The sequence below is a fragment of the Hymenobacter arcticus genome, assembly GCF_054779975.1.
The window spans coordinates 149,143-170,160 of sequence record NZ_BAAGXF010000001.1 but is presented as its reverse complement, the minus strand read 5'-3'; the positions used below and the strand labels follow the sequence as shown (position 1 = coordinate 170,160).

General features: G+C 61.8%; 18 protein-coding genes. 5 read left to right on the top strand and 13 right to left on the bottom strand.

Annotated elements, in window-relative coordinates; translation table 11 throughout:
- Positions 1-89: 89 nt before the first annotated feature.
- On the bottom strand, positions 90-344 hold the full coding sequence (locus ACYVGC_RS00725; protein WP_460581857.1) for an acyl-CoA-binding protein: 255 nt from the start codon (positions 342-344) through the stop codon (positions 90-92).
- Positions 345-446: 102 nt separating this feature from the next.
- Here ACYVGC_RS00725 and ACYVGC_RS00720 point away from each other — a divergent pair, with 102 nt between their 5' ends.
- The gene (locus ACYVGC_RS00720; protein WP_460581856.1) at positions 447-1,748 is read left to right on the top strand and encodes a metal-dependent hydrolase family protein; all 1,302 of its coding nucleotides are present in this window, start codon (positions 447-449) and stop codon (positions 1,746-1,748) included.
- Positions 1,749-1,905: 157 nt separating this feature from the next.
- Here ACYVGC_RS00720 and ACYVGC_RS00715 read toward each other — a convergent pair whose 3' ends face one another.
- From ACYVGC_RS00715 to ACYVGC_RS00695, 5 genes are all read right to left on the bottom strand, one after another.
- Positions 1,906-2,652 carry a peptidylprolyl isomerase gene (locus ACYVGC_RS00715; RefSeq protein WP_460581855.1) on the bottom strand — a complete coding sequence of 249 codons (747 nt, stop codon included), beginning with the start codon at positions 2,650-2,652 and terminating at the stop codon, positions 1,906-1,908.
- 217 nt (positions 2,653-2,869) lie between these two features.
- Positions 2,870-4,072, bottom strand: coding sequence for a zinc dependent phospholipase C family protein (locus ACYVGC_RS00710; RefSeq protein ID WP_460581854.1), 1,203 nt, complete (start codon positions 4,070-4,072; stop codon positions 2,870-2,872).
- Between the two features lie 282 nt (positions 4,073-4,354).
- Entirely contained in the window at positions 4,355-5,695 is a 1,341-nt protein-coding gene (locus ACYVGC_RS00705) for a type IIL restriction-modification enzyme MmeI (protein WP_460581853.1), read from the bottom strand.
- The gene (locus ACYVGC_RS00700) at positions 5,685-7,187 is read right to left on the bottom strand and encodes a type IIL restriction-modification enzyme MmeI (protein ID WP_460581852.1); all 1,503 of its coding nucleotides are present in this window, start codon (positions 7,185-7,187) and stop codon (positions 5,685-5,687) included. The genes ACYVGC_RS00705 and ACYVGC_RS00700 overlap by 11 nt, the downstream gene beginning before the upstream one ends.
- Positions 7,188-7,418: 231 nt before the next feature.
- Entirely contained in the window at positions 7,419-9,479 is a 2,061-nt protein-coding gene (locus tag ACYVGC_RS00695; RefSeq protein WP_460581851.1) for a M13 family metallopeptidase, read from the bottom strand.
- Between the two features lie 167 nt (positions 9,480-9,646).
- Between ACYVGC_RS00695 and ACYVGC_RS00690 the strand changes: the two genes are divergently transcribed.
- On the top strand, positions 9,647-10,705 hold the full coding sequence (locus tag ACYVGC_RS00690) for an acyltransferase family protein (protein WP_460581850.1): 1,059 nt from the start codon (positions 9,647-9,649) through the stop codon (positions 10,703-10,705).
- Between the two features lie 58 nt (positions 10,706-10,763).
- On the opposite strand, the gene ACYVGC_RS00685 is transcribed toward ACYVGC_RS00690, so the two are convergent.
- Positions 10,764-12,821, bottom strand: coding sequence for a M13 family metallopeptidase (locus tag ACYVGC_RS00685; RefSeq protein WP_460581849.1), 2,058 nt, complete (start codon positions 12,819-12,821; stop codon positions 10,764-10,766).
- A 189-nt stretch (positions 12,822-13,010) separates the two neighbouring features.
- On the opposite strand from ACYVGC_RS00685, the gene xseA reads away from it, so the two are divergent.
- A complete protein-coding gene (gene xseA / locus ACYVGC_RS00680) occupies positions 13,011-14,402 on the top strand; it encodes an exodeoxyribonuclease VII large subunit (RefSeq protein ID WP_460581848.1) in 1,392 nt (463 codons plus the stop codon).
- Between the two features lie 28 nt (positions 14,403-14,430).
- Complete coding sequence (gene xseB / locus ACYVGC_RS00675) at positions 14,431-14,727, top strand: exodeoxyribonuclease VII small subunit (RefSeq protein ID WP_460581847.1); 297 nt, start codon at positions 14,431-14,433, stop codon at positions 14,725-14,727.
- A gap of 68 nt (positions 14,728-14,795) precedes the next feature.
- Here xseB and ACYVGC_RS00670 read toward each other — a convergent pair whose 3' ends face one another.
- The 3 genes from ACYVGC_RS00670 to ACYVGC_RS00660 all read right to left on the bottom strand — a co-directional run bounded on the left by ACYVGC_RS00670 (position 14,796) and on the right by ACYVGC_RS00660 (position 16,943).
- Positions 14,796-15,341 (bottom strand): heme NO-binding domain-containing protein, encoded by a 546-nt coding sequence (locus ACYVGC_RS00670; RefSeq protein WP_460581846.1) that lies wholly within the window; start codon positions 15,339-15,341, stop codon positions 14,796-14,798.
- A gap of 136 nt (positions 15,342-15,477) precedes the next feature.
- Complete coding sequence (locus tag ACYVGC_RS00665; protein WP_460581845.1) at positions 15,478-16,368, bottom strand: anti-sigma factor domain-containing protein; 891 nt, start codon at positions 16,366-16,368, stop codon at positions 15,478-15,480.
- Positions 16,369-16,382: 14 nt separating this feature from the next.
- Positions 16,383-16,943: an RNA polymerase sigma factor gene (locus ACYVGC_RS00660; protein ID WP_460581844.1), complete on the bottom strand. Its 561-nt coding sequence runs from the start codon at positions 16,941-16,943 to the stop codon at positions 16,383-16,385.
- Positions 16,944-17,169: 226 nt separating this feature from the next.
- Between ACYVGC_RS00660 and ACYVGC_RS00655 the strand changes: the two genes are divergently transcribed.
- Positions 17,170-18,567, top strand: a complete 1,398-nt coding sequence (locus ACYVGC_RS00655) for an NAD-dependent succinate-semialdehyde dehydrogenase (protein ID WP_460581843.1) — start codon at positions 17,170-17,172, stop codon at positions 18,565-18,567.
- A gap of 67 nt (positions 18,568-18,634) precedes the next feature.
- Here ACYVGC_RS00655 and ACYVGC_RS00650 read toward each other — a convergent pair whose 3' ends face one another.
- From ACYVGC_RS00650 to ACYVGC_RS00640, 3 genes are all read right to left on the bottom strand, one after another.
- Positions 18,635-19,402: a YdcF family protein gene (locus ACYVGC_RS00650; protein WP_460581842.1), complete on the bottom strand. Its 768-nt coding sequence runs from the start codon at positions 19,400-19,402 to the stop codon at positions 18,635-18,637.
- A gap of 48 nt (positions 19,403-19,450) precedes the next feature.
- Positions 19,451-20,434, bottom strand: coding sequence for a glycosyltransferase family protein (locus ACYVGC_RS00645; RefSeq protein WP_460581841.1), 984 nt, complete (start codon positions 20,432-20,434; stop codon positions 19,451-19,453).
- A 171-nt stretch (positions 20,435-20,605) separates the two neighbouring features.
- Positions 20,606-20,959 carry a thioredoxin family protein gene (locus tag ACYVGC_RS00640; RefSeq protein WP_460581840.1) on the bottom strand — a complete coding sequence of 118 codons (354 nt, stop codon included), beginning with the start codon at positions 20,957-20,959 and terminating at the stop codon, positions 20,606-20,608.
- Positions 20,960-21,018 lie beyond the last annotated feature (59 nt).

Sequence of the window (21,018 nt, the reverse complement as noted above, 5' to 3'; positions counted from 1 at the left end):
CCTGCACGCCTGGGTTAGTAAAGTAATGATGCGGGCAGCCAAGAAAAGATTGCCGCGCTCCACTGCGTTGCGCTCGCAATGACAAATGACTACCCGGCCAGCTCGCTTACCAGCTCCACGTATTGCTGGCGGGCGGCGTCTTTGCTGAGGCCGGCTAGCTGGTGCCAGGCGTCGTACTTGGCGATGGCTTTGAAGTCGAATCCTCCCGGGCGGGCGCCGGTTACATCGCCTTCGGTACCCTGCTTGTAGAGGGCGTAGAGTTGGAGCAGCACCGTGTTGGAGGGCTTGGCGGGGAGTTGCTGGGCACGCTCGGCGGCGGCCTCAAAGTCTTGCTGGGTGGTCATGGGGAAGAAGAAAGTGATTTTTAATGGCTTGAATACGAGCCGATGGGCCGGCCGGCGTAGCTTGCGCGGCCTTTCTACCCACCGGTTTTTACTCGTTGCCTTATGCGCAAAGCTACCCGCTCCCTCGTGTTTCTCACTGCCTTCGGCCTCACCGGCCCCGCGGCTTTTGCCCAAAAAACGCTGCTGCACTGCGGCCACCTGCTCGACGTGCGCTCCGGACGCGTGCTCACCCAGCAAACCCTGGTGGTGGAGAAAGACCGCATCATGGCCGTGCAGGCCGGCTACACCGCCGCCAGCGGGCCGCAAGACCAGGTAATCAACCTCGAAAACCGCACCGTGCTGCCTGGCCTCATCGACTGCCACGTGCACCTAGAGTCGGTGCCCAGCCGCGCGTCCTTCGCCGAGCAATTTACCCTGAACCCCGCCGACGTGGCCTACCGCGCCCAGGCCAACGCGCTCACTACTTTGCGGGCGGGCTTCACTACGGTGCGCGACTGCGGCGGCTCGGGCGTGAACACGGCCCTGCGCAAGGCCGTGGCGCGGGGGCTGGTGCCGGGGCCGCGCATCTACTCGGCGGGCGTGGCCATTTCGGCCACCGGTGGGCACATGGACCCTACCGATGGCCTCAGCGATTTCATGATGGACAAGCTGAATCCCGGCCCGGCCGAGGGCGTAGCCAACGGCCCCGACCAGTGCCGGCAGGCCGTGCGCGAGCAGTTTCGGCGCGGGGCCGACCTCATCAAAATCGCCAGCACCGGCGGCGTGCTCGACCTGAGCAAGGACGGTACCGGCGCGCAGTACACGGAAGAGGAAATCCGGGCCATCGTGCAGACGGCCCGCGACTTAGGGATGCCCGTGGCCTGCCACGCCCACGGCGCCGAGGGCATCAAGCGGGCCGTGCGGGCCGGCGTAACCAGCATCGACCACGGCTCGCTCATGGATGCGGAGGCCATTCAGCTGATGGCCAAAAACCGCACCTGGTACGTGCCCACCATCATCGCCGGCAAGTCGGTGGCCGACACTACGCGGCAGCACCCTGGCTACTTCCCGCCCGTTATCGCGGCCAAGGCACTGGCCGTGGGCACCCAAATGCAGGGCACCTTCGGCCGGGCCATTAAGGCGGGGGTGCGGGTGGCGTTCGGCACCGATGCGGGCGTGTACCGCCACGGTCAGAACGCGCTGGAATTCACCTACATGACCGAGGCTGGCATGTCGCCGCTCGACGCCATTCGCACGGCCACGCTCAACGCCGCCGAGCTGCTCGGCGACCCCACCAACCTGGGCACTCTGGAGGTTGGTAAGTATGCCGATGTGGTAGCCGTGGAGGATAACCCGCTGCAAAATATCTCGACGCTGACCCGGCCTAAATTCGTGATGAAGGAGGGGAAAGTGTATCTGCAATAAGCTGGTTTACAAATTTTTGTTAAAAAGCAGAACGTCATGCTGAACGCAGTGAAGCATCTCTGCCACGCCGATAAGGTTACTGGCCCTGATGGCGCGGTAGAGATGCTTCACTGCGTTCAGCATGACGTTCTGCTTGATACTAGCTGTTTCTACGCGCTCATTTCACCACTTCTACCTTCATGGCCACGTCCTTGATGGGCCACTTATCCTGCGGGTCAACGGGTATTTGCGAGATTTTATCCACCACATCCAGGCCCTCAATCACTTCGCCAAATACCGTGTACTTGCCATCGAGCGTGGGCACGCCGCCCTTGCTGGCATAGGCGGCCACCTGGGCCGGGGTGAGTGGCCGGCTGGCCGCGGCGCGCGACTGATAGGATGTCAGCTTTTCGCCCACTACGAAGTAAAAGTCGGTGTTGGACGACAGGTGGCCGGGGTTCTTGTCGTCGTCGTAGCGGGCCATGCCCAGCGCGCCCTTCACGTGAAAATGCTGGGGCCGAAACTCGGGCGGCAGGCGGTAGCGGCGCAGGTGAATGCTGCGCACGCCGCTCGTTTGCCCGCCCTGCACGGCAAAGCCCTTCACCACCCGGTTGAACACCGTTTCGTCGAACACCCCGCGCCGCGCGAGCAGCAAAAAGTTGGCCTTGTGCACGGGCGTATCATCATAAAGCCGCACCCGGATGTTGCCCATGCGCGTCTTAAACAGCACTTCGGAGCCGGGGTACTGGCGGCCGTAGGCCAGCAGTGCGGCCGGCGCGGTGCTGTCGGTGAGGGCCGCAATGTCGGGGCCCACCGGCTTGGGCGGCGGGGGCGGGGTCGCGGTAGGGTGGTCGGCGGGGCCGCAGGCAGCCAGTAGGCCCACGGCCAGCCCCGCCGGGTACGCCCACGAAAAATAGCGCATCATAGGTGTGTTGGGAATCGGGAAAGCGGCGTGCGAAGTGGCTTTGCCTAAGCCAAATGTCTTTTAACCTAGTTAGGAAAAGTAAGTAACAGTATTGAACGTCATGCTGAACGTAGTGAAGCATCTCGCTTACACCGTTCAACGATTCACGCGAGATGCTTCACTGCGTTCAGCATGACGTTCTTTCTGGTTTCAGGCTACCTCCTAAACAAATTATTTATCACCAGGTAAAGTCCGATGTTTTCTGTTTTTTGGTACCCTCCATGCCCTTTGTTTTTACCTTCACCTTGGTTGGTGCCGCGGCGGGCGCGGGCATAGCCTTCGGCTTGGCGGCCGGCGCAACGGGCGCTACCGGCTCGGGTGGGGGCGGCGGGGCAGCCTCGCCATCGGCGGCTTTTATCTCGTCGGCGTCAATGCTTTTTTTCTCTTTTTGCTGGGCTAGCAGCAGCTGCTCGTGGTAGAGGGTGTTAGTTTTCCAGGCTTTGAGCTGGGTGGTTAGTTGGTCTTTCTCCTCCTTGCTGAGCTTGGGCGGAGCCAGCAGCTGGGCCAGGTCGGGGCGGCCCGCTTCCTGCCAGGCCGTGAGCCAGAGCGAGGCCACCAGCGGGGAAGCGCTTTTCAGGCGGAAGGCCACCATGCCGCCCACTTCCTTCTCGTAGGCATCGGCAAAGGTGTCGGAATAGCGGCGCTGGGTACGGCCAAACCGGTGCGAAAACGTGTACTTCGTCTGCGATTTAAAGGTCTTGCTGGTTTTGGTTTCAAGGTCATACGTGGCGGTGAGGAAGCCGTAACTACCCTGAATAGCCAGCCAGATGGCCGCCAATGGGTCTTTCAGCACCTTGCCTTCTTCGCCATCCAGCTTGTAATCTTTCAAAAAGCGCTCGGGCAGTTGGCTTTCCCAAAGCGCCAGCAACCCGGCCTGCCCGGTGAGTTGGCCGTCGTAATTAACGGTGGTATGCAGTGGTACGAAGGCATCGGCGGCGTAGTGGCTCAGCTCGGCCGAGCGTAGGATGATGGCCGCCGTGTCGCGGGCCTGAAATGCCTCCACGAGCCGCTGCTTGGCGTCGAGCACGGCCCAGGGCAGGGTACCATATTTTTTGAGCGTGTCGGCCGAAAATTTCTCCACCGCTTCGTCGTAGCTGCGGGGCATTTTGGCAAACGGATTATCCTCCGAATAGTGGTCGAGGCGAATAAAATGGCGGCCGGCCTCCTGCGGGTCCTGGCCCCGGCGCTCGTCGGGGGCAGTACTCAGGCGCACCAGCTCGGGCAGGTGCCGGAAGTAGAACGCCTGCATGGCCGTGGGTAGCTCATACACAGCCACTTGCGTAACAACGCGGTGCCCCACCACGCCCCAGGCGCGGGCGGCCGGCGCGGTCGGGCCCAGCAGCCCGGCCAGCAGCCCCAGGCTCAGAAGAGTTTTTTTCATAAGAAAGAAGGCCAGGCTACTACCCCACGGGGCCCGCCTGACGGGCCCTAAGTTCGGGCCGGGCCGCCATATTTCCGTTGCTACGCCTCGTACTGCCAATTTTTGCGTATCTTCGATTCGGAGCCGCCCAGCTCCTGGCTGTAGCGGTTACGAGGCCCGGTTTTCTGCAAGGAAGCCGGGCTTTTTCGTGGGCGGTTGGGGCTGGTTTGCCCTCCGGGTGACCCCACCCCCTAGCCCCCTCTCCCGAAGGGGTGGGGTCACCCGGAGGGCGACCTAACCCACCTACGCCGGCCGGCGCGGGGCGCGCTTGGCCTTGGGCGCGGGGGCGGGCAGTAGCGGCGCTTGCAGCTGACGATACGCCTGAAACAGGAATTCGAGGCGGCTGAGCTCGGTGGGGAAGGCGGCGGCGCGGTAGCAGGCATCCACGGCGCGGTCGAGGGTGGCGTGGGCGCGTACCAGCGCCGGCGGCATCGTGAGCGGGTCGTAGAGGGTGGCCAGGCTCTCGGCGGGAAACTCGGCCCGGGCCGCCAGCACCGCTTGCGCGGCGGCTTCCACGCTGGCTGTTTGCTTGGGGGTGGGACTTTGGGGGAAGGGGAAGTTGTTGTAGACGAGTAGTCCCGAGTACCGGAAGTCGCTCTTCAGACGCCCGCAAACTGTTCGCATCCAAGCCATGTGCATGGTTGAAGTGAGAACACCAAAGTGGTAAGGGGAAGCACTAGGCACCGTTCGGCATAAGTCAGAGGCAATAATATCAGGCGGCATAAAGCCAATTGGTATGAAGCGCCTATTTTCTGAGGAAACACCGGGAATCAAAATATACTCCGTTTTTGGTTGGCGCTGCTCTCCGAATAAAGATGGAAAGTCGGCTAGCCTAACTGTTGCAGCGCGCTTGCTCACTTTGCGATAATCGCGCACTGCTTCAACACGCTTAACCACTTCCGGTAGCTTTCGCATCTCACTTGGAGATGCACCAACAAGCCATATACACCACCGGGGGATATTATTAATAAACTCTTGTGAGCCTACAAAACGCTTGATGAACTGCGCAGCATCTGGCTCCTTTGCCAGCAATTCATTTTTTTCTTCATCTGACAAAAGCAAATGTCCTCCATCGTTTGCCATACTACCATAGCTTATTTCAGGCACATTACTTAGCGGTTTGGTGCGCTTGGCTACCACTACATTTTCCGCATCTACCAAATACGGGTTGATATTATTCACCTTCAATTCTTGCGGCTCGCTGCGGGGGGTAGCGTAGTCGAACAGGCGGCGTACCGGTAATTCTTCCTGTCCAAATCCGACGATTACGCAGAAAACTTGCGCATTACCACGCGCTTCATTACTCCATTTGAAGGTGCGGTGCGCAAACTGAATCTTGACTCCCAGCCGCAGCATCTCACCCCACAAAATGCTGACCTGCTCACCCTGCGTGATACTATTGGTGCTCACCAGTGCCACGCGAATGGCAGTGCCTTGAATGAGTTGGGCAGCTTTTAAATACCAAGCCGCTACGTAATCAAGCACTCCCGCACCTTGCAGCTTGGGGCCAGCGATTGCCAGTAGTTCCTCGCGTTGCTGCACGCTCATTAACTTTGAGCCTATAAATGGTGGGTTACCAAGCACATAGGTATCCGCTCCGGTCGTGCGGTCGTGCGGTCGTGCGGTCGTGCGGTCGTGCGTTTTTATAAGATGTTGATAAATCCGGCAAATTAAGTACTTCTGCCCAATCTACTAACAACGCATTACCGTGCACAATCTTGGCGGTGCGCGTCAGGGGCAGGCGCAGGTAGAGGTTGCCGAAAGCTTCGGAGAGGCGCAGGTTGAGCTGGTGGTCCATGAGCCACATGGCGACTTCGGCAATGCGGGCCGGAAATTCTTCGACCTCGATGCCGTAGGCCTGGTCTACCTGCACGCGGGCGTAGAGGGCGAGGTCCACGGTTTGGCCGGTCGCCACCTGGGCAGCGAATTGGCGCTCCAGTATTTCCTGCTCCAGCAGGCGCAGCTCGCGGTAGGTGACGACCAGGAAGTTGCCGCAGCCGCAGCTGGGGTCCAGGAAGCGAATTTTCTCCAGGCGGGTGTGCAGGGCGTTGAGCCGGGTGCGGTTTTGGCCGGCGGCGGCCAGCTCCTGGCGCAGCTCATCCAGAAACAGCCCCTGAATAACCTTGAGGATATTGGCCTCCGAGGTGTAGTGCGCCCCCAGGTTGCGGCGCTTCACGGGGTCGGTGACGCTCTGAAACAGTGAGCCAAAGATGGCGGGCGAAATGCGCGACCAGTCGAAGTACGTGCACAAAATGAGCTGCTGCCGCAGCGCTGCGTCGAAGCTCGGAAACGGGAAAAACTCCGTGAACAGCGACCCATTCACGTAGGGCAGCTGGGCCAGGTAGGCGGGCAGGGCGCGCTGCCGGGTGGCGGGCGCCTGGTCGAGCACCGAAAACCACTCGGCCAGCCGCGTGCCCACGTCGGAGCCATCGTCGCGGGTGTGGGTTTCGAGAAATTCCTGAAAGGCGTTTTTCTCAAAGATGGCCGTGTCCTCGGCAAACAAACAGAAGAGGATGCGCACGAGCAGCACCTCCAGCTTGTGGCCGTGGTAGCCGTTGTGCAGCAGGGCATCGTGGAGCTCGCCCATCAGCTCGGCGGCCCGGATGTTGGCGGGGTCCTCGGGGCGGTATTCGCGCTTCTGGTAGCCGGTGAGGAAGGCGAAGAGGTGCAGGTTTTCGTGCAGCTGCGCCAGCCCAAACTCGTGCTCAGTGCCTTCGTCGAGGTCGTAGAGCCGGAAGCGGGCGAAGTCGCTTACCAGAATATATTTGGGCAGCTCGTGGTCTTTGAGGCCGGGGAAGTAGTCGCGGGCCTGCTGCCCAGCGCGGTCGAGGCTGCGGCCCCGGCTCTTGTGCTCCACTAGCAGGGTGCCTTTCCAAAGCAGGTCGATGAAGCCCTGCTTGCCATCGGCTTTTTTTATCGGGACTTCAAAGGAGGCTACGCGCCGCCGCTTCACGTCGAACACGTGGAAGAAGTCAATCCAGAACGACTGGGCATCGGCGCGCTCGTCGGTAGAATCCTGCCACTCCTGGGCAAAGCGGATGGCGCGGTCTTTTAACTCGGAAAGGGAAAGGGGCATGGGCAGGCGGGATGGGTGGGCAAGGTAGTAATGTTCAACGACGCACCCCACCCCGGCCCCCCTTGCTTTATGCGCAACATCCTTCGGGAGAGGGGGAGCCTGACGACTTGGTGCCGTGCATAACCGGCTCCCCCTCTCCCGAAGGGCCGGGGGGTGGGGTCAGTCGCAAGCACAAAAAAAGCCTGACCAATACGGCCAGGCTTTTCGTCGTTTAAGCTATTTGCAAATACCTTACCAAATGCGCGAGCGGTCAGCGGTGGCGCGCACCATCTTGTTGCCGTCTTTGCAGCCGAAGGCTTCGTAAAACTCGGGCATGTTGGACAGTGGGCCGTTGGTGCGGTACTGGCCGGGCGAGTGCGGGTCGGTTTGCACCTGCTGGCGCAGGGCCTCGGGGCGCTGGTTGGCGCGCCAGATTTGGGCGTAGCCCAAAAAGAAGCGCTGGCTGGGCGAGAAGCCGTCAATCTTCTGGCTGGCCTTGAACTGCGGCGTTTTCTGGAACGCCTGGTAGGCGATGGTGATGCCGCCGATGTCGGCCAGGTTTTCACCCATGGTCAGCTTGCCGTTCACGTGCACCGAGTCGAGGGGCGAGAAGGCGTCGTACTGCTTGCCCACCATGTCGGCCTTGGCGTTGAACTTCTCGTTGTCCTCCTTGGTCCACCAGTCGCGCAGGTTGCCTTTGGCATCGGAGCGGCGGCCCTGGTCGTCGAAGCCGTGGGTCATTTCGTGGCCGATTACCGCGCCAATGCCGCCGTAGTTCACCGCGTCATCTGCCTTGGGATCGTAGAAGGGGGGCTGCAAAATGCCGGCCGGGAACACGATTTCATTCATGCTCGAATTGTAGTAGGCGTTCACCGTGGGCGGCGTCATGCCCCACTCGCCACGGTCGATGGGCTTGCCAAACTTGCTGGTATTGTCCTTGGAGCGCCATTCGGCAGTGGCAAACAGGTTTTCGAGCGCGCTCTGGCGCGTGATTTTCAGCGCCGAATAATCCTTCCACTTATCGGGGTAGCCGATTTTCACGGCGAAGGCGTTGAGCTTCTGAATGGCCTCCTTCTTGGTGTCGGCGCTCATCCAGTCGGTGGCCATAATGCGCTCGGCGTAGGCCTTACGCAAGTTTTCGACCATCTCCTTGGCACGGGCCTTGGCGGCGGGGCTAAACGCCTCATCCACATATAGTTGGCCAAATGCCTCGCCCAGCGCGCCATCGGTGGCGCGCAGCGAGCGCTTCCAGCGCGGCTGCTGGAGCTTGGCCCCGGTGAGCGTTTGCGAAAAGCGGAAGCTGGCGTCGCTGTACGCCTTGGGCAGGGCCGAGGTCACGCCCTCCACCAGGTGCCAGCGCAGGTACTGCTGCTGGTCGGCAATGGGCGTGTTGGCCATCAGGGTGTTAGCGGCGGCCAGGAACTCGGGCTGACCGATGATGAGGTCCTGCGCGCTGCTAAGGCCGCTGCCTTTCAGCATCAGCGGAATATCGAGGTTGGGGTAGTCCTTGGTGGCCTGGGCCACGGTCACCTTGTTATAGTTCTTGAGGCGGTCGCGCAGGTCTACGCGGCTGCGGCTGGCGGTGGCCATCTTGGTTTCGAGGGCCAGCACGGCATCGGCGTTGGTGGCGGCCAGGCTTGGCGCATCACCCAGCAGCTGAAACACGCTGGTCATGTAAGCCTTGTAGGCGGCACGCACGGTTTTCGAGCGGCCATCTTCCTTCAGGTAATAGTCGCGGTCGCCGAGGCCCAGGCCGCCCTGGCCCATCGCCACGGCATACTGGGTGCTGTTCTTGCTGTCCTGACGCACGCCAAAGCTGTACCAACCCGTGCCAAACGACTTGGGGTCAGCCATGTACTTCTGAATGTCGCCCAGGCTTTTGAGGTTCTTAATCTGCGTGAGGCGGGGCTGCAAGTACTTGAGGCCCGCGGCCTCAATGGCGGCCGAGTCCATGGCGGCGGCGTAAAAGTCGCCCACTTTCTGGATGCTCGAACCCGGCTTGGCCGAGCGGTCGGCGGCAGCCTTCATCAAAATGCGCTTCTCCACGCCCTGGTTGCGGTCGGCCAGCTCATTAAAGGCGCCCCAGCGGGTTTCGGCGGCCGGCACAGGGTTGCTTTTCAGCCAGTTGCCGTTGGCGTAGTGGTAAAAGTCCTCGCACGGCGACACCGACTGGTCGATGTTGGCGAGGTTGATGCCCACGCCCTGCTGCGGCGGCGCGGGGCGCCGGACGGGCGGCCCAAAAGCAGTGGTAGCGGCCAGGCTGCCAAGGCCCAGCGTAGCCAGGGTGAAGCGACGGAATACGGTTGTAAGCATGGGCATGTTGGAGGAGTTGATGAATTCTGAGGGGAAGTTATAGACTACGTACCAGTAGCAGTGTTGCATCGACCGGGCACCGGGGCCGCTATTTCAAGTTAGCTGGTGCCCCAGCCTATCTTTGCGGCGCAACTTGTAGTATAAATCATTAATTATCAATTGATTAGTTGAAACAGCATTTTGAAACCCTGGATGGGCTGCGGGGTACGGCGGCGCTGCTAGTAGTTATCTACCACTTGCAGGCGGCGGTATTTGGCGCGTACGCCCTGATTCCGCTGCGGCATGCCTACCTGGCCGTCGATTTCTTCTTTCTGCTCTCGGGCTATGTTATCGGCTATGCCTACGACGACCGTTGGCCGGCCCTGCGGGTGCGCGATTTTTTTCGGCTTAGGCTGATTCGCCTGCACCCCCTGGTGCTGCTTACTACTGTTCTCGGGGCGCTCTGTTTCTACCTCGACCCGTATGCCCCGCTCATTCAGTACGCGAGCCCGCGGCACATGCTGGCAACCCTGGGTTTTGGGGTCCTGCTACTGCCTTTTTCCTCGCTGCCGCACCGGGCGGGCGAAACGCACTCGCTCAATGCGCCGTGCTGGTCGCTGCTGCAAGAGTACCTGATTAACATCGTTTACGCACTTGCGGGGTCGCGGCTGGGTCCGCGGGCGCTGGCCTGGGTGGTGGCCCTAGCGGCCAGCGCGCTGGTGGCCACCGCCTGGAGCCAGGGTGGCCTGCAAGGCGGCTGGAGTTGGGACACGCTGTGGGTAGCCCCCATCCGCTCGGCATTTCCCTTTTTTGCGGGGCTGCTGCTCTACCGGCGGGGCCTGCGCTTTCGGTTGCCCGAGGCCTACTGGGTGCTGTCGGGGCTGCTGCTGGCGCTCTTTGCCGCGCCGGCGTGGCCCTATGCCGGCCTATATGAGGCCGCCTGCGTTATCGTGGTTTTCCCACTAATGGTGGCGGCTGGGGCTGGTTCGCCTGTGCAAGCGGGGTGGCTGCGGGCGCTTTGCCGGTGGGCGGGGCGGCTGTCGTACCCGCTCTACCTGGTGCACTACCCATTTATTTATATTTTCACCAATTGGGTGCAGGCCACGCGGCCTACCGTGGCGCAGGCTACCCCCGTAATGGTGGCCCTCACCGGCTTTTTCCTGGTACTGGCCTGGGGGCTGCTGCGCTACTACGACGAGCCGGTGCGCGCCTGGCTAGCGGCCCGCACCCGCCCGGCCACCACCTAAAAAACCCGCTCCGGAAGGGAGCGGGTTTTTAGAATTAGTTAACCAACTAACTGGTAATCTACCAGATGCGGGCCTGCTCGGCGGCGGGCCGCTCCATCTTATCGGTGGGCTTGCAGCCGAAGGCTTTGTAAAACTCGGGCATGTTCATGAGCGGGCCATTGGTACGGAACTGCGCCGGCGAGTGCGGGTCGGTAAGTACCTGCTGGCGAGCCGCTTCAGGGCGAATGTTGGTGCGCCAGATTTGGCCCCAGGCCAGGAAGAAGCGCTGGTCGGGCGTGAAGCCGTCGATGCTCTTGCCTTCCTTGTACTGCGGCGTTTTCTGAAACGCGTTGTAGGCGATGGTGAGGCCACCGAGGTCGGCCAGGTTTTCACCCATCGTCAGCTTGCCGTTCACGTGCACCGAGTCGAGGGGCATGAAGGCGTCGTACTGCTTGCCCACCATCGCGGCTTTGGCGTTGAATTTGTCGCCGTCTTCCTTGGTCCACCAGTCGCGCAGGTTACCCTTCGAGTCGTACTGCCGGCCCTGGTCATCAAAGCCGTGGGTCATTTCGTGGCCGATTACCGCGCCAATGCCGCCGTAGTTCACCGCGTCATCGGCCTTGGGGTCGTAGAACGGCGATTGCAGGATACCGGCTGGGAACACAATCTCGTTCATCGGCGGGTTGTAGTAGGCGTTCACCGTGGGCGGCGTCATGCCCCACTCGGTGCGGTCGATGGGCTTGCCAAACTTGCTGAGGTTGTCCTCGGCGGCCCAGGTGCGGGCGGCCAGCACATCCTGCAAGTAGCTCTGGCGGTTGATGTTAAGCTTGGAGTAGTCCTTCCACTTGTCGGGGTAGCCGATTTTTACGGTGAAAGCATTGAGCTTCACCAGGGCCTCCTTTTTGGTGGCCGCGCTCATCCAGTCGGTGGCCATAATGCGCTCGGCGTAGGCCTTGCGCAGGTTCTCAATCATTTCCTTGGCGCGGGTTTTGGCAGCGGGGCTAAATGCCTTATCCACATACAGTTGGCCAAAAGCCTCGCCCAGCGCGCCGTCCGTCGAGCGCAGCATGCGCTTCCAGCGGGGCTGCTGCTGCTTGGCACCGCTCAGCACCTGCGAAAAGCGGAACGCCTCGTCGCCGTAGGCTTTGGGCAGGGCGCTGGCTACGCTGCTCACCAGGTGAAAGCGCAGGTATTGGCGCTGGTCGGCAATGGGCTCGGCGGCAAGCATGGTGCTCACCTCCTTCATAAATTCGGGCTGGCCCACAATCACTTCCTTGGCCGTACCGAGGTGGTTATCCTTCAGCAGCAGGGGCAGGTTGAGGTTGGGAAACGCCTTGCTGGCCTCGGCCACGGTCATCTTGTTGTAGTTGGCCTGCGGGTCGCGCAGGTCCACCGGGCTCTTGCTGGCTTTGGCCAGGCGCGTTTCAATGCGCATAACGGTGGCAGCGTTGGCGGCGGCGGCCGTTTCGCTGTCGCCGAGGCGCTTGAAGGTGTTGGTCAGGTAGGTTATGGCCGCGGCCCGGATGTTTTTCGAGCGCGCATCGTCCTTCAGGTAGTAGTCGCGGTTGGGCAGCGAGAGGCCGCCCTGGTAAAACTGCACCGCGTACTGGGTGCTGATTTTCTCGTCCTGGCCCACGCCCGAGTTAAACCACACGCTGCCGGCCTGCGCCTTGGGGTCAGCCAAAAACTTCTGCATTTCGGGCAGCGTTTTGATGGCCGCAATGCGGTCGAGATAAGGCTTGAGGTACGTGAGGCCGGCCTGCTCAATGGCGGCCGTGTCCATAGCGGCGGCGTAGAAGTCGCCTACTTTCTGGGCGTTGGTGCCCTTCACGGCCTTGCCCGAGTTGCGGGCCAGCTCCTCCAAAATGGCCTTTTGGGTGGCATTGTTGCGGTCGGCCAGCTCGTTGAAGCTGCCCCAGCGGCTTTCGGCGGCGGGTACCGGGTTGTTTTTCAGCCAGTTGCCCGATGCGTAGTGAAAGAAGTCGTCGCAGGGGCTCACCGACTTATCAATGTTGGCGGGGTTGATGCCCACGCCAGCGCTAGCGGTGGTTTGGGCCAGCGCGGGGCTCGCGGCGGCCAGGCCCAGCGCCGCCACGGCCAGGGCCGCGCCCCGCTGGTAACGGGAAGTTGTTGACATAAAAAGAAAAAAGTGGATGGGAGGGGGTGGGGTTAAGGCCCGCAAGTTAAGCGCCGGTTACGGTTGCGAAAAAAAGTATTTGTGGGCGCTACTAACTGCCGGCTGGTACTTTTGCGGCCGCTTGCCGGGGCCAGGTCAGCCTCCGGCAGCGGAACTTTCAGCGGCTGGCCCCGGCTTACTTCTCCACTTATGCCTTTATACCCCCGCCGCGCCGCGCCCCCGCCCACCGAGCCCGCCGCGCCACTCAGCCTGGGCGCGCTCATGGCGCAGGTGCGCGCCGCGCTGCACCATCGCTTCCCCGATAGCTACTGGGTGGTGGCCGAGGTGGCCGAAATGACGCGCCCGCGCCAGGCCGGCGGCCACTGCTACCTCACCCTCACCGAGCCCGCGGCCGACGCGGCGGCGCTGGGTTTCACGGCGCAGGCCCGCGCCACCATGTGGGGCAGCCGCTACGCCCAGCTCGCGCCCGCCTTTGCCGAGGCCACCGGCCAGGAGCTGCGCCCCGGCCTGCGCCTGCTGCTGCGCGTGAAGGTGACGTTTCACGAGCAATACGGCTTTTCGCTCGATGTGCTGGCCCTCGACCCCAGCTACACGGTGGGCGAGCTGGCCCGCCTACGCCTAGCCACCTTGCGCAAGCTGCAAGAAAAAGACCTGCTTGAGCGCCAACAAGAACTCGTGCTGCCACTGGGCCCGCAGCGGCTGGCCGTTATCTCGTCGCCCACGGCCGCTGGCTTTCAAGACTTTGTGCGTCAGCTAGAGGAAGCGCCGTTTGATTTTGCGCTGACCCTTTTCCCTGCGCTGATGCAGGGCGAGGATGCGCCGGCCAGCATTCGGGCGGCGCTCGATGCCATTCGGCCGCGCCGGGGGCAGTTTGAGGTAGTGATTATCATTCGGGGCGGCGGCTCGAAAACCGACTTGCTGGCCTTCGACGAGTATGGCCTGGCGGCGGCAGTAGCCGCGTTTCCGCTGCCCGTGCTCACCGGTATCGGCCACGAGCGCGACGAAGCCGTGGTAGACCTGGTGGCCCACCGCGCCCTCAAAACGCCCACCGCCGTGGCCGCTTTCCTGGTTGAGCGCCTAGCCCGCCTCGAAGGTATTTTTCTGGAATACGCCGACCGCGTGACCGAGCGCACGCGCCAGCACCTGGCCCGCCACCACGCCCAGGTGCAGCGCCTGACCGACAGCTCGCGCGCGGCCGCTCACCAGCAGCTGCGCCACGCGCAGGCGGCCCTGGCCCAACGTGGCCGCCAGGCCACCCACGCCCCGCGCCAGCACCTACGCCAGTTGGGCCAGCACCTCGAAGGCTACCGCTACACGCTGCCCGCCGCCGCTCGTCGCGCCATAGGCCAGGAGGAGCAGCAACTGCGCCGCCGCGCCCGCACGGTACTGCGCCGCTTTGCGCGCCACCACCAGCGCCGCCGTGAGCACCTGCTCACGCAACGCTTTTTACTCCAGCGCCAGTTGGAGAAAGCACTTAAAAACTATGAGTTAAAAGCGCTGACTTTAGAAACGACCATTCTCAGACGCGAAAATCACATTTTGCGTCAATTGCCTGTTCCTGTTCAACCAGCTAATTCATAATCAATAACCTGTAATTAATTAAACAGCAGTGACTTACAACGAAGCCATTCAGGAGCTGGAAACGATTCTTCGCAGCCTCGAAACCGACCAGGTAGACGTAGACGACCTCACGGCCCGCGCCGAGCGCTCGGCCGAATTAATTCGCCTGTGCCGCCACAAGCTCCGCCACGCCGAAGCCTCGCTCGACCGCGTATTCGACTCGCTGGATGAGGACGATGCCGAGCCTGAAGAAGTCGAGCAAACGCCTGATAACGAAGATGATGATGACGCCGACGATTACCAGTCGGGTGGGCCGGGCCGCCCCGCCTCACCAAGGTTATTTTAACGTAATTTGATAAGTAGAAAAGGCGGCCCGCATAAGTTGCGGGCCGCCTTTTCTACTTATCGAATTAATTATTTACTGCCGCGCCGCACGTGAATTTGCACGCGCTCGCCGTCCTCACTGGTGGTGGGCATCACGTCGATGCGGTCGGCCTCGTCGTAGTATGCGGCTAGGCCGCGCACTATGCCAATGGCCAGGCCGCCCATGCGGCGGGGTGATACGTAATTAATCATTACCTCGTTGGCGTTCAGGCGCTTGACTTGCAGCACGGGCGGCGAGTTTTCGGGGTGTTCGCGGCGCACTTGGTTGTGCAGGCTGTGCTCGGTATTTTCCAGCATTTCGAGCGTGCGCCAGTCGGGGTTAATGTATTTCTGATACATGTACATCAAATCCGGAACCAGGTATTCGCCGAATTTTTCGTGCAGCTCGCCGGGCGAAACGCCTATTTTGGTGGCGGCCTGGCCTATCAGGGCATACATGTGCTCGTCGGGATAAACTTCTTTGTGGCTGAAATCGCCTGATTTCAGGTCGGCGGCGTCCACCAGTTTCAGCCAGGTACTGTGGTCGTATTGCGTTTGAACGTAGCGTTTGAGGAGCGTAAATATGGTGCCGTGCATAAACTGATAGGGCTAGCGGTTTGGCGAATACAACGCAGGCCCGCTGGAAATGTTAACGGCTCATCCAAATAAAAAAGCGCCCGCTCTGCCACTAGGGCAAAACGGGCGCTTTCCGTAAATAGGGAGCGGTAACAGCCTAAATATTACCTACTACTGTCATAGTGGTGAGCGTGGGGCCCACGCTGCCGCCGGTGGGTTCCACCGTCATGGCGAAGGTTTGGGCACTGGCAATATCCTTCATTTGCTGGAGGCTGTCGCCGGCGGCCGTGTTGAAGGCCAGCACGCCGGCATCAATGGGCTTGCCCTTATCCAAGGCCCACAACTGGTATTGCTTGCCAGCGGGCAGCTTGGGCAGGTTTTGCACATCAACGAATACGCGGTGCGTGGCAGCGCTGTACAGCACCCGGGCCTTGGCATCGGCATGGGCCGGGGTACCGGCCAGGGCCACCATCTTAAACTCCTGGGGCGAGCGCAGTACGTGCAGCTGCTCCTGCGTGGAGCTGAGGCGGCGCTCCATCACCTGTGAGGTTTGGGCAAAGCGGGCTTGGGTATTTTGCGCAGCAACCAGGTCAGAGTCAGCCTGTTGCCAGCGGCTATAAAGCAGCGCATTGGCCGCCAGGCTCAGCAGCAAGGCTATGGAGGCGGCAATGGCCCACCCACTGCGCTGGGCCACGGGCGAACTAACAGAAGCAGTTTCGGCGAGGTGCGGGTTGGAAGCCGACACCCGCATGGTGGGGGCCGGTGCGGCGGCCGCGACAGGGGCTACTGCCGCCGGCGCAACAGCGGCAGTAGTCCCAATTTCGGCTAGTACATTACGGAGTACCCGGTCGCGCAGGGCGGCGGAGGGCGTTTGGGCATGAGCCTCGGCGTAGAAGCCGATGCCATCCAGCAGCTCATCCAGCTCCTGGCGGACCTGGGGTGAGCGCGCCGCCCAGGCTTCTACTTCGGCCTGGGCGGCCGGGTCAAGCTCACCTAAAGTGTATTGCTCTAGGCGGCCTGATTCGATATAGGTTTGGAAATCTTCCACGGACTTGGATATTATTAACGGATAAGTTTGGCCAGTATTTTCAGAGCGGTGCGGGCGCGGGTTTTAACCGTTCCCAAGGGCAGGTTGAGTTCCTCGGCTGCCTCACTTTGGGTGAAGCCGCCGAAGTAGAGCAGGTCGATAACTTGGCGTTGTTCGGGCACCAGCTTGCGGGTGATTTCCTGCAAGCCCACGTGCTCGGGGCGGAAAGTCTCGGGAGCCGCCTGGCGTTGCGCAGCCAGACTATCGTCGAGGCCCTGAGTGCGAGAACCTACGCGGTGCTGCCGTGAGCGGATTTTGTCAATGGCTAAATTTCGGCTGATATTCACCACCCAGGTAAATAAGCGCCCCTTGGAAGTATCGTAGCTAGCCATTGAATGCCAGATTTTTACCAGGGCCTCTTGCAGCACATCAGCGGCCTCTTCCTCATCCTTCACGATGCGGTTGATAACGCCGTAGAGCGCCGCCGAGTAACGGTCGTAAAACTCGGTCATGGCCGACTGGTCGCGGTCGCGCAGGCGGCCGACCAGTGCCGCTTCGGCGGCAGTGGGGGTGGATATGGAGGGGAGGTCGGACACGGGTAAAAACGAAAGAACAAAACCGACGGGGCCAGCCGAAACGTTCGGCAACCCGCGGCGAATGTAGGATAATTTTGCGTTTTGGGCGGTGTGGTGCTGCCAGGCAGCCAGCAGCAGCGGCCTGAGCCCCTGGTACTAAGTGCGTAACCTGGTAGCCTACTGTACGGTTTATAAAACAAGGCGGCGGTTGTTTACCCAAAATTTACGGGCTTGCTCTTTCCTTGCTATGGCTATTGAATCGATAAACCCTTACACTGGCCGGCGGTTGCGCCGCTTCACGGCTTTCTCGTGGGCGAAAACCGAGCGCATTCTGGCGCAGGCGCACCGGGCGGCGGCGCAGTGGCGTAGTACCGCCTTTGCCGAGCGCGCGGCGGTGCTGCGCCGGGCCGCCACGCTCCTGCGCGAGCGCCAACACGAGCTGGCCCACCTCATGGCCATCGAAATGGGCAAGCCCCTGCGCGATGGCCGCGCCGAAGCCCTGAAGTGCGCCACCTGCTGCGACTACTACGCCGAGCACGGCGCTGCTTTTCTGGCCGATGAGGAAGTGAAAACCGATGCCGGCCGCAGCTTCATCAGCCACGCGCCGCTGGGGGTGGTACTGGCCATTATGCCCTGGAACTTCCCGCTGTGGCAGGTGGTGCGCTTTGCCGCGCCCGCCCTCATGGCTGGCAACGTGGGCCTGCTCAAGCACGCGCCCAACGTGCCGCAGTGCGCGCTGGCTTTGGAAAAACTATTGCACGATGCGGGCCTGCCGCCGGCCGCGTTTCGCACCCTGCTCATTGACACGGACTTGGTGCCCCAGCTGCTGGCCGACGACCGGGTGCGGGCCGCTACGCTCACGGGCTCGGAGCGGGCGGGTGCGGCCGTGGCGGCCACGGCCGGGCAGCACATCAAAAAGACCGTGCTGGAGCTGGGCGGTTCCGACCCGTTTATCGTGCTGGCCGATGCCGACCTGCCGCTAGCGGCCCAAACCGCCGCCCAGGCCCGCATGCTCAACGCCGGCCAAAGCTGCATCGCCGCCAAGCGCTTCATCGTGGAGAAAAGCGTGCAGCCCGAGTTTGTGCGATTATTAAAAGGTCACTTGCAGGCCCTGCGCTACGGCGACCCCCTCGACGAAGCTACCGACTACGGCCCCCTGGCCCGCCCCGACCTTGCGGATGCGCTGGCCGCGCAGGTAGCCGCCTCGGTGGCGCAGGGTGCCCGGGTAGCGCTGGCCGGCGGCCAGCCCCAGGCCGGGGCCACGCAGTTTGACCCCCTCATTCTCACCAACGTGCGCAAGGGCCAGCGGGCGTATGAGGAAGAGTTTTTTGGGCCGGTGGCGCTGGTGCTCACCGCCCGCGACGCCGGCCACGCCGTGGCTCTGGCCAACGACTCGCCCTACGGCCTCGGCGCGGCCGTGTGGACCCGCAATTTGGCGCAGGCCGAAGCCATTGCCCGGCAGCTGGAGAGCGGAGCCGTATTCATTAATAGTATGGTGAAATCAATGCCCGAGTTGCCCTTTGGCGGCGTGAAGCACTCGGGCTACGGCCGCGAGCTTTCGCGCCTGGGCATGCACGAGTTCGTCAACCAAAAAACCGTTTGGATTGCGAAGGAGGAGAAGCCGGCTACCAATAGAACGGAGTAATCAGGAAGCATTCCAAGAAATCAAAAAGAACGTCATGCAGACCGCAGGGAAGCATGACGTTCTTTAATCAGCAGTATCCCACCACTTTGTACACTACCCAGCCCGATAATTCGTGCAGCAGCAAGCTCCAATCGCTGAGGGCGTTGGCACTGGGCAGCAGCCAGTAGTCGGGCGTCCAGCTGCGGTCACTGGTGCGAAAATCGGCTGGAAAGGATTGCGGGTGCAGGCCCACCTGCGCAAAGCAGCCCAATGCCCGCCGCTCGTGGAAGGCCGACGTTACGAGTATCAACGACTTGATATCGGGGTGCTTAATTAACAACTCTTTGGTAAACAGCGCGTTCTCGCGGGTGTTGCGGCTGTGCTCATCCAGCAGGATGTCGGCATCGGGCACGCCGGCCAGGCGCAGCAGCGTGCGCAGGCTGCCGGCCTCGGTGCCCTGGGTGGTGAGCACGGCCCCCGAGCCACCCGAAATAATAATGCGCCGCACCCGCCCCGCCCGGTACAGCCACAGCGCATTGGTAAATCGGTCGGCGCCCTGGCTCAAATACACGCGGTCGTGGGGCGATTTATTGCCGATGGTGACCCCCGTGAGCAACACTGCCGCATCGGCTGGGGCCACGGCGGCCAAGGGCACGGCCGGCACTTCCCAGGCCAGCAGCGCCTCGTTAACGAGCGCATTGCTGGTACCGAGGAGCGCCACGAGCAGCGCCGCGCCCAGCCAGCGCGCCCGCGCCCGGCCGTCGGGCCGGGCCAGCCACGCGGCCAGCAGCAGTCCCACCAGCCACACAGTGGGCAATAGTATGAAATCGAGGACTTTAGAAAGTATGAAGAACAAAATAAGCAGGTGGTTTTAAGTGAACAGCGCTGGCGGCAGTGGTGCAACTCAGGCTTGCCACCAGTCCAGCTCGGCCTGGCTGATGGGGTAGGTTTCGAGGGGTTTCAGCACCCGCACCCAGCGAATGGGCAGTACCTTTTTGGCCAGCTTACGCACAAGTGGATTAAGGCTGGCCTCCAGGATAGTGCGGCGCGTGCGGGGGCTGTAACCGAGCCAGCCGGGCAGCTTGGCAAAGGCAATGGGGCGGGCGGCGGCTTTGTCGCGCTTGGCCGTCCAGCGCACTTCCCAGTAGGTGTACAGGTCGCGCCGCTCGGCGGGGGTGAGGCGAAATACCTGGTTGTAGCGCGGCTCCTGCTCGCACAGCTCCACCATCCGAATGAGGCTGGCCAGCCATTTGTCGCTGGTGGCGGTGCGCTGGTTGGGCTGCAGCTGGTAGACGGCCAGCATTTCGTCGATGTACTGGCCGGGCTCCAGGTTAGCCACGCGGTACCACAGGTCTACATCGGCGCACATGTCGACCTCGGCGCGCAGGCCGCCAGTGAGGTCGAAATAATGCCGCTTAATAAACGTGGCGTGCTGGGAAGGCACTTCGTGCAGCAAAATATTGCGGGGCGTACTCTCGCCGTGCGGGTGGTTTTCACCCACCACCACGCCTTCCAGGTTTATCGCGTAGTCGCCGCCCGACACAAAGCTGGCCGCGGGGTGGCGCTGAAACGCGGCCGCCATGCTCCGAAACGCGCCCGCCAGGTAGTAATCGTCGGAGCTTTGAATGGCCAGAATTTCGCCCGTGGCGCGGGCCGCGCCCTTGGTCACGGCATCGACAAAACCCGCGTCGGGGGCCGACCACCAGGTGAGTTGGGCGTCGTACTTCTTTAGCATGGCCACCGTCTCATCCGTCGAGCCACCGTCTGCCACGATAACCTCCACCCGCCCGGGATAATCCTGCTTTAAAATACTTAGCAGCGTGCGCTCAATAAACTGGCCCTGGTTGTAGGAGGGAATAACAACGGATAGCGATGGAAACGCCTGCATGTCTGCTGGTTATGGAATAATCTGTCCGGTGGCCGATAGGCAGCATGCCGGCAAGCGCCTTCTCTAAATCGAGGTAAAAGGAGGCGTGCGTAGCCCCGCGCAAAACGTGGGCCGGGAGTGTCTGCCGGGCGTTTTGTGCACCCGGCAGACTATCGAAAATACCGGCTGCGCTTACTTGGCGGGCACAAACGCGCGCAGGCGCGCAAGCTGCGCTTCTACCTGCGCCTCTTCGGTGAGGGCATCGCACTCGATGAGGCGGCCCTGGCAGTAGCTCACGAAGAAGGGGGCTATTTTTTGCTCCATCATCTTCTTGGCCACCGGGTTTTGGTCTGTGTCGAGGCGCACGAAGAGGATGCCCACGTTCTCCGGCTCGTCCACAAACTTGGCAAATGGTGGAGCCAGGGAGGAGCAGATGTCGCAATTCTCGGACGTGAATTTGGCGAATACCTTGAGGTGCTCGTGGGTGAGGCGGCGTAGGTGGTCGTCGTCGGTATCAACCACGTGCTGGCGGGCGTCTTCGGTCATAACTAAAGCAAGAAAAGATTGTCGTCAAACTGGCAGCGTCGGGCAAAGGTTCAGGTTAA

Bases quoted from the DNA above. Each gene is read 5' to 3' on its own strand.
- ACYVGC_RS00725 (WP_460581857.1), bottom strand. From the start codon at position 344: ATGACCACCCAGCAAGACTTTGAGGCCGCCGCCGAGCGTGCCCAGCAA.
- ACYVGC_RS00720 (WP_460581856.1), top strand. From the start codon at position 447: ATGCGCAAAGCTACCCGCTCCCTCGTGTTTCTCACTGCCTTCGGCCTC.
- ACYVGC_RS00715 (WP_460581855.1), bottom strand. From the start codon at position 2,652: ATGATGCGCTATTTTTCGTGGGCGTACCCGGCGGGGCTGGCCGTGGGC.
- ACYVGC_RS00710 (WP_460581854.1), bottom strand. From the start codon at position 4,072: ATGAAAAAAACTCTTCTGAGCCTGGGGCTGCTGGCCGGGCTGCTGGGC.
- ACYVGC_RS00700 (WP_460581852.1), bottom strand. From the start codon at position 7,187: ATGCCCCTTTCCCTTTCCGAGTTAAAAGACCGCGCCATCCGCTTTGCC.
- ACYVGC_RS00695 (WP_460581851.1), bottom strand. From the start codon at position 9,479: ATGCTTACAACCGTATTCCGTCGCTTCACCCTGGCTACGCTGGGCCTT.
- ACYVGC_RS00685 (WP_460581849.1), bottom strand. From the start codon at position 12,821: ATGTCAACAACTTCCCGTTACCAGCGGGGCGCGGCCCTGGCCGTGGCG.
- xseA (WP_460581848.1), top strand. From the start codon at position 13,011: ATGCCTTTATACCCCCGCCGCGCCGCGCCCCCGCCCACCGAGCCCGCC.
- ACYVGC_RS00670 (WP_460581846.1), bottom strand. From the start codon at position 15,341: ATGCACGGCACCATATTTACGCTCCTCAAACGCTACGTTCAAACGCAA.
- ACYVGC_RS00655 (WP_460581843.1), top strand. From the start codon at position 17,170: ATGGCTATTGAATCGATAAACCCTTACACTGGCCGGCGGTTGCGCCGC.
- ACYVGC_RS00645 (WP_460581841.1), bottom strand. From the start codon at position 20,434: ATGCAGGCGTTTCCATCGCTATCCGTTGTTATTCCCTCCTACAACCAG.
- ACYVGC_RS00640 (WP_460581840.1), bottom strand. From the start codon at position 20,959: ATGACCGAAGACGCCCGCCAGCACGTGGTTGATACCGACGACGACCAC.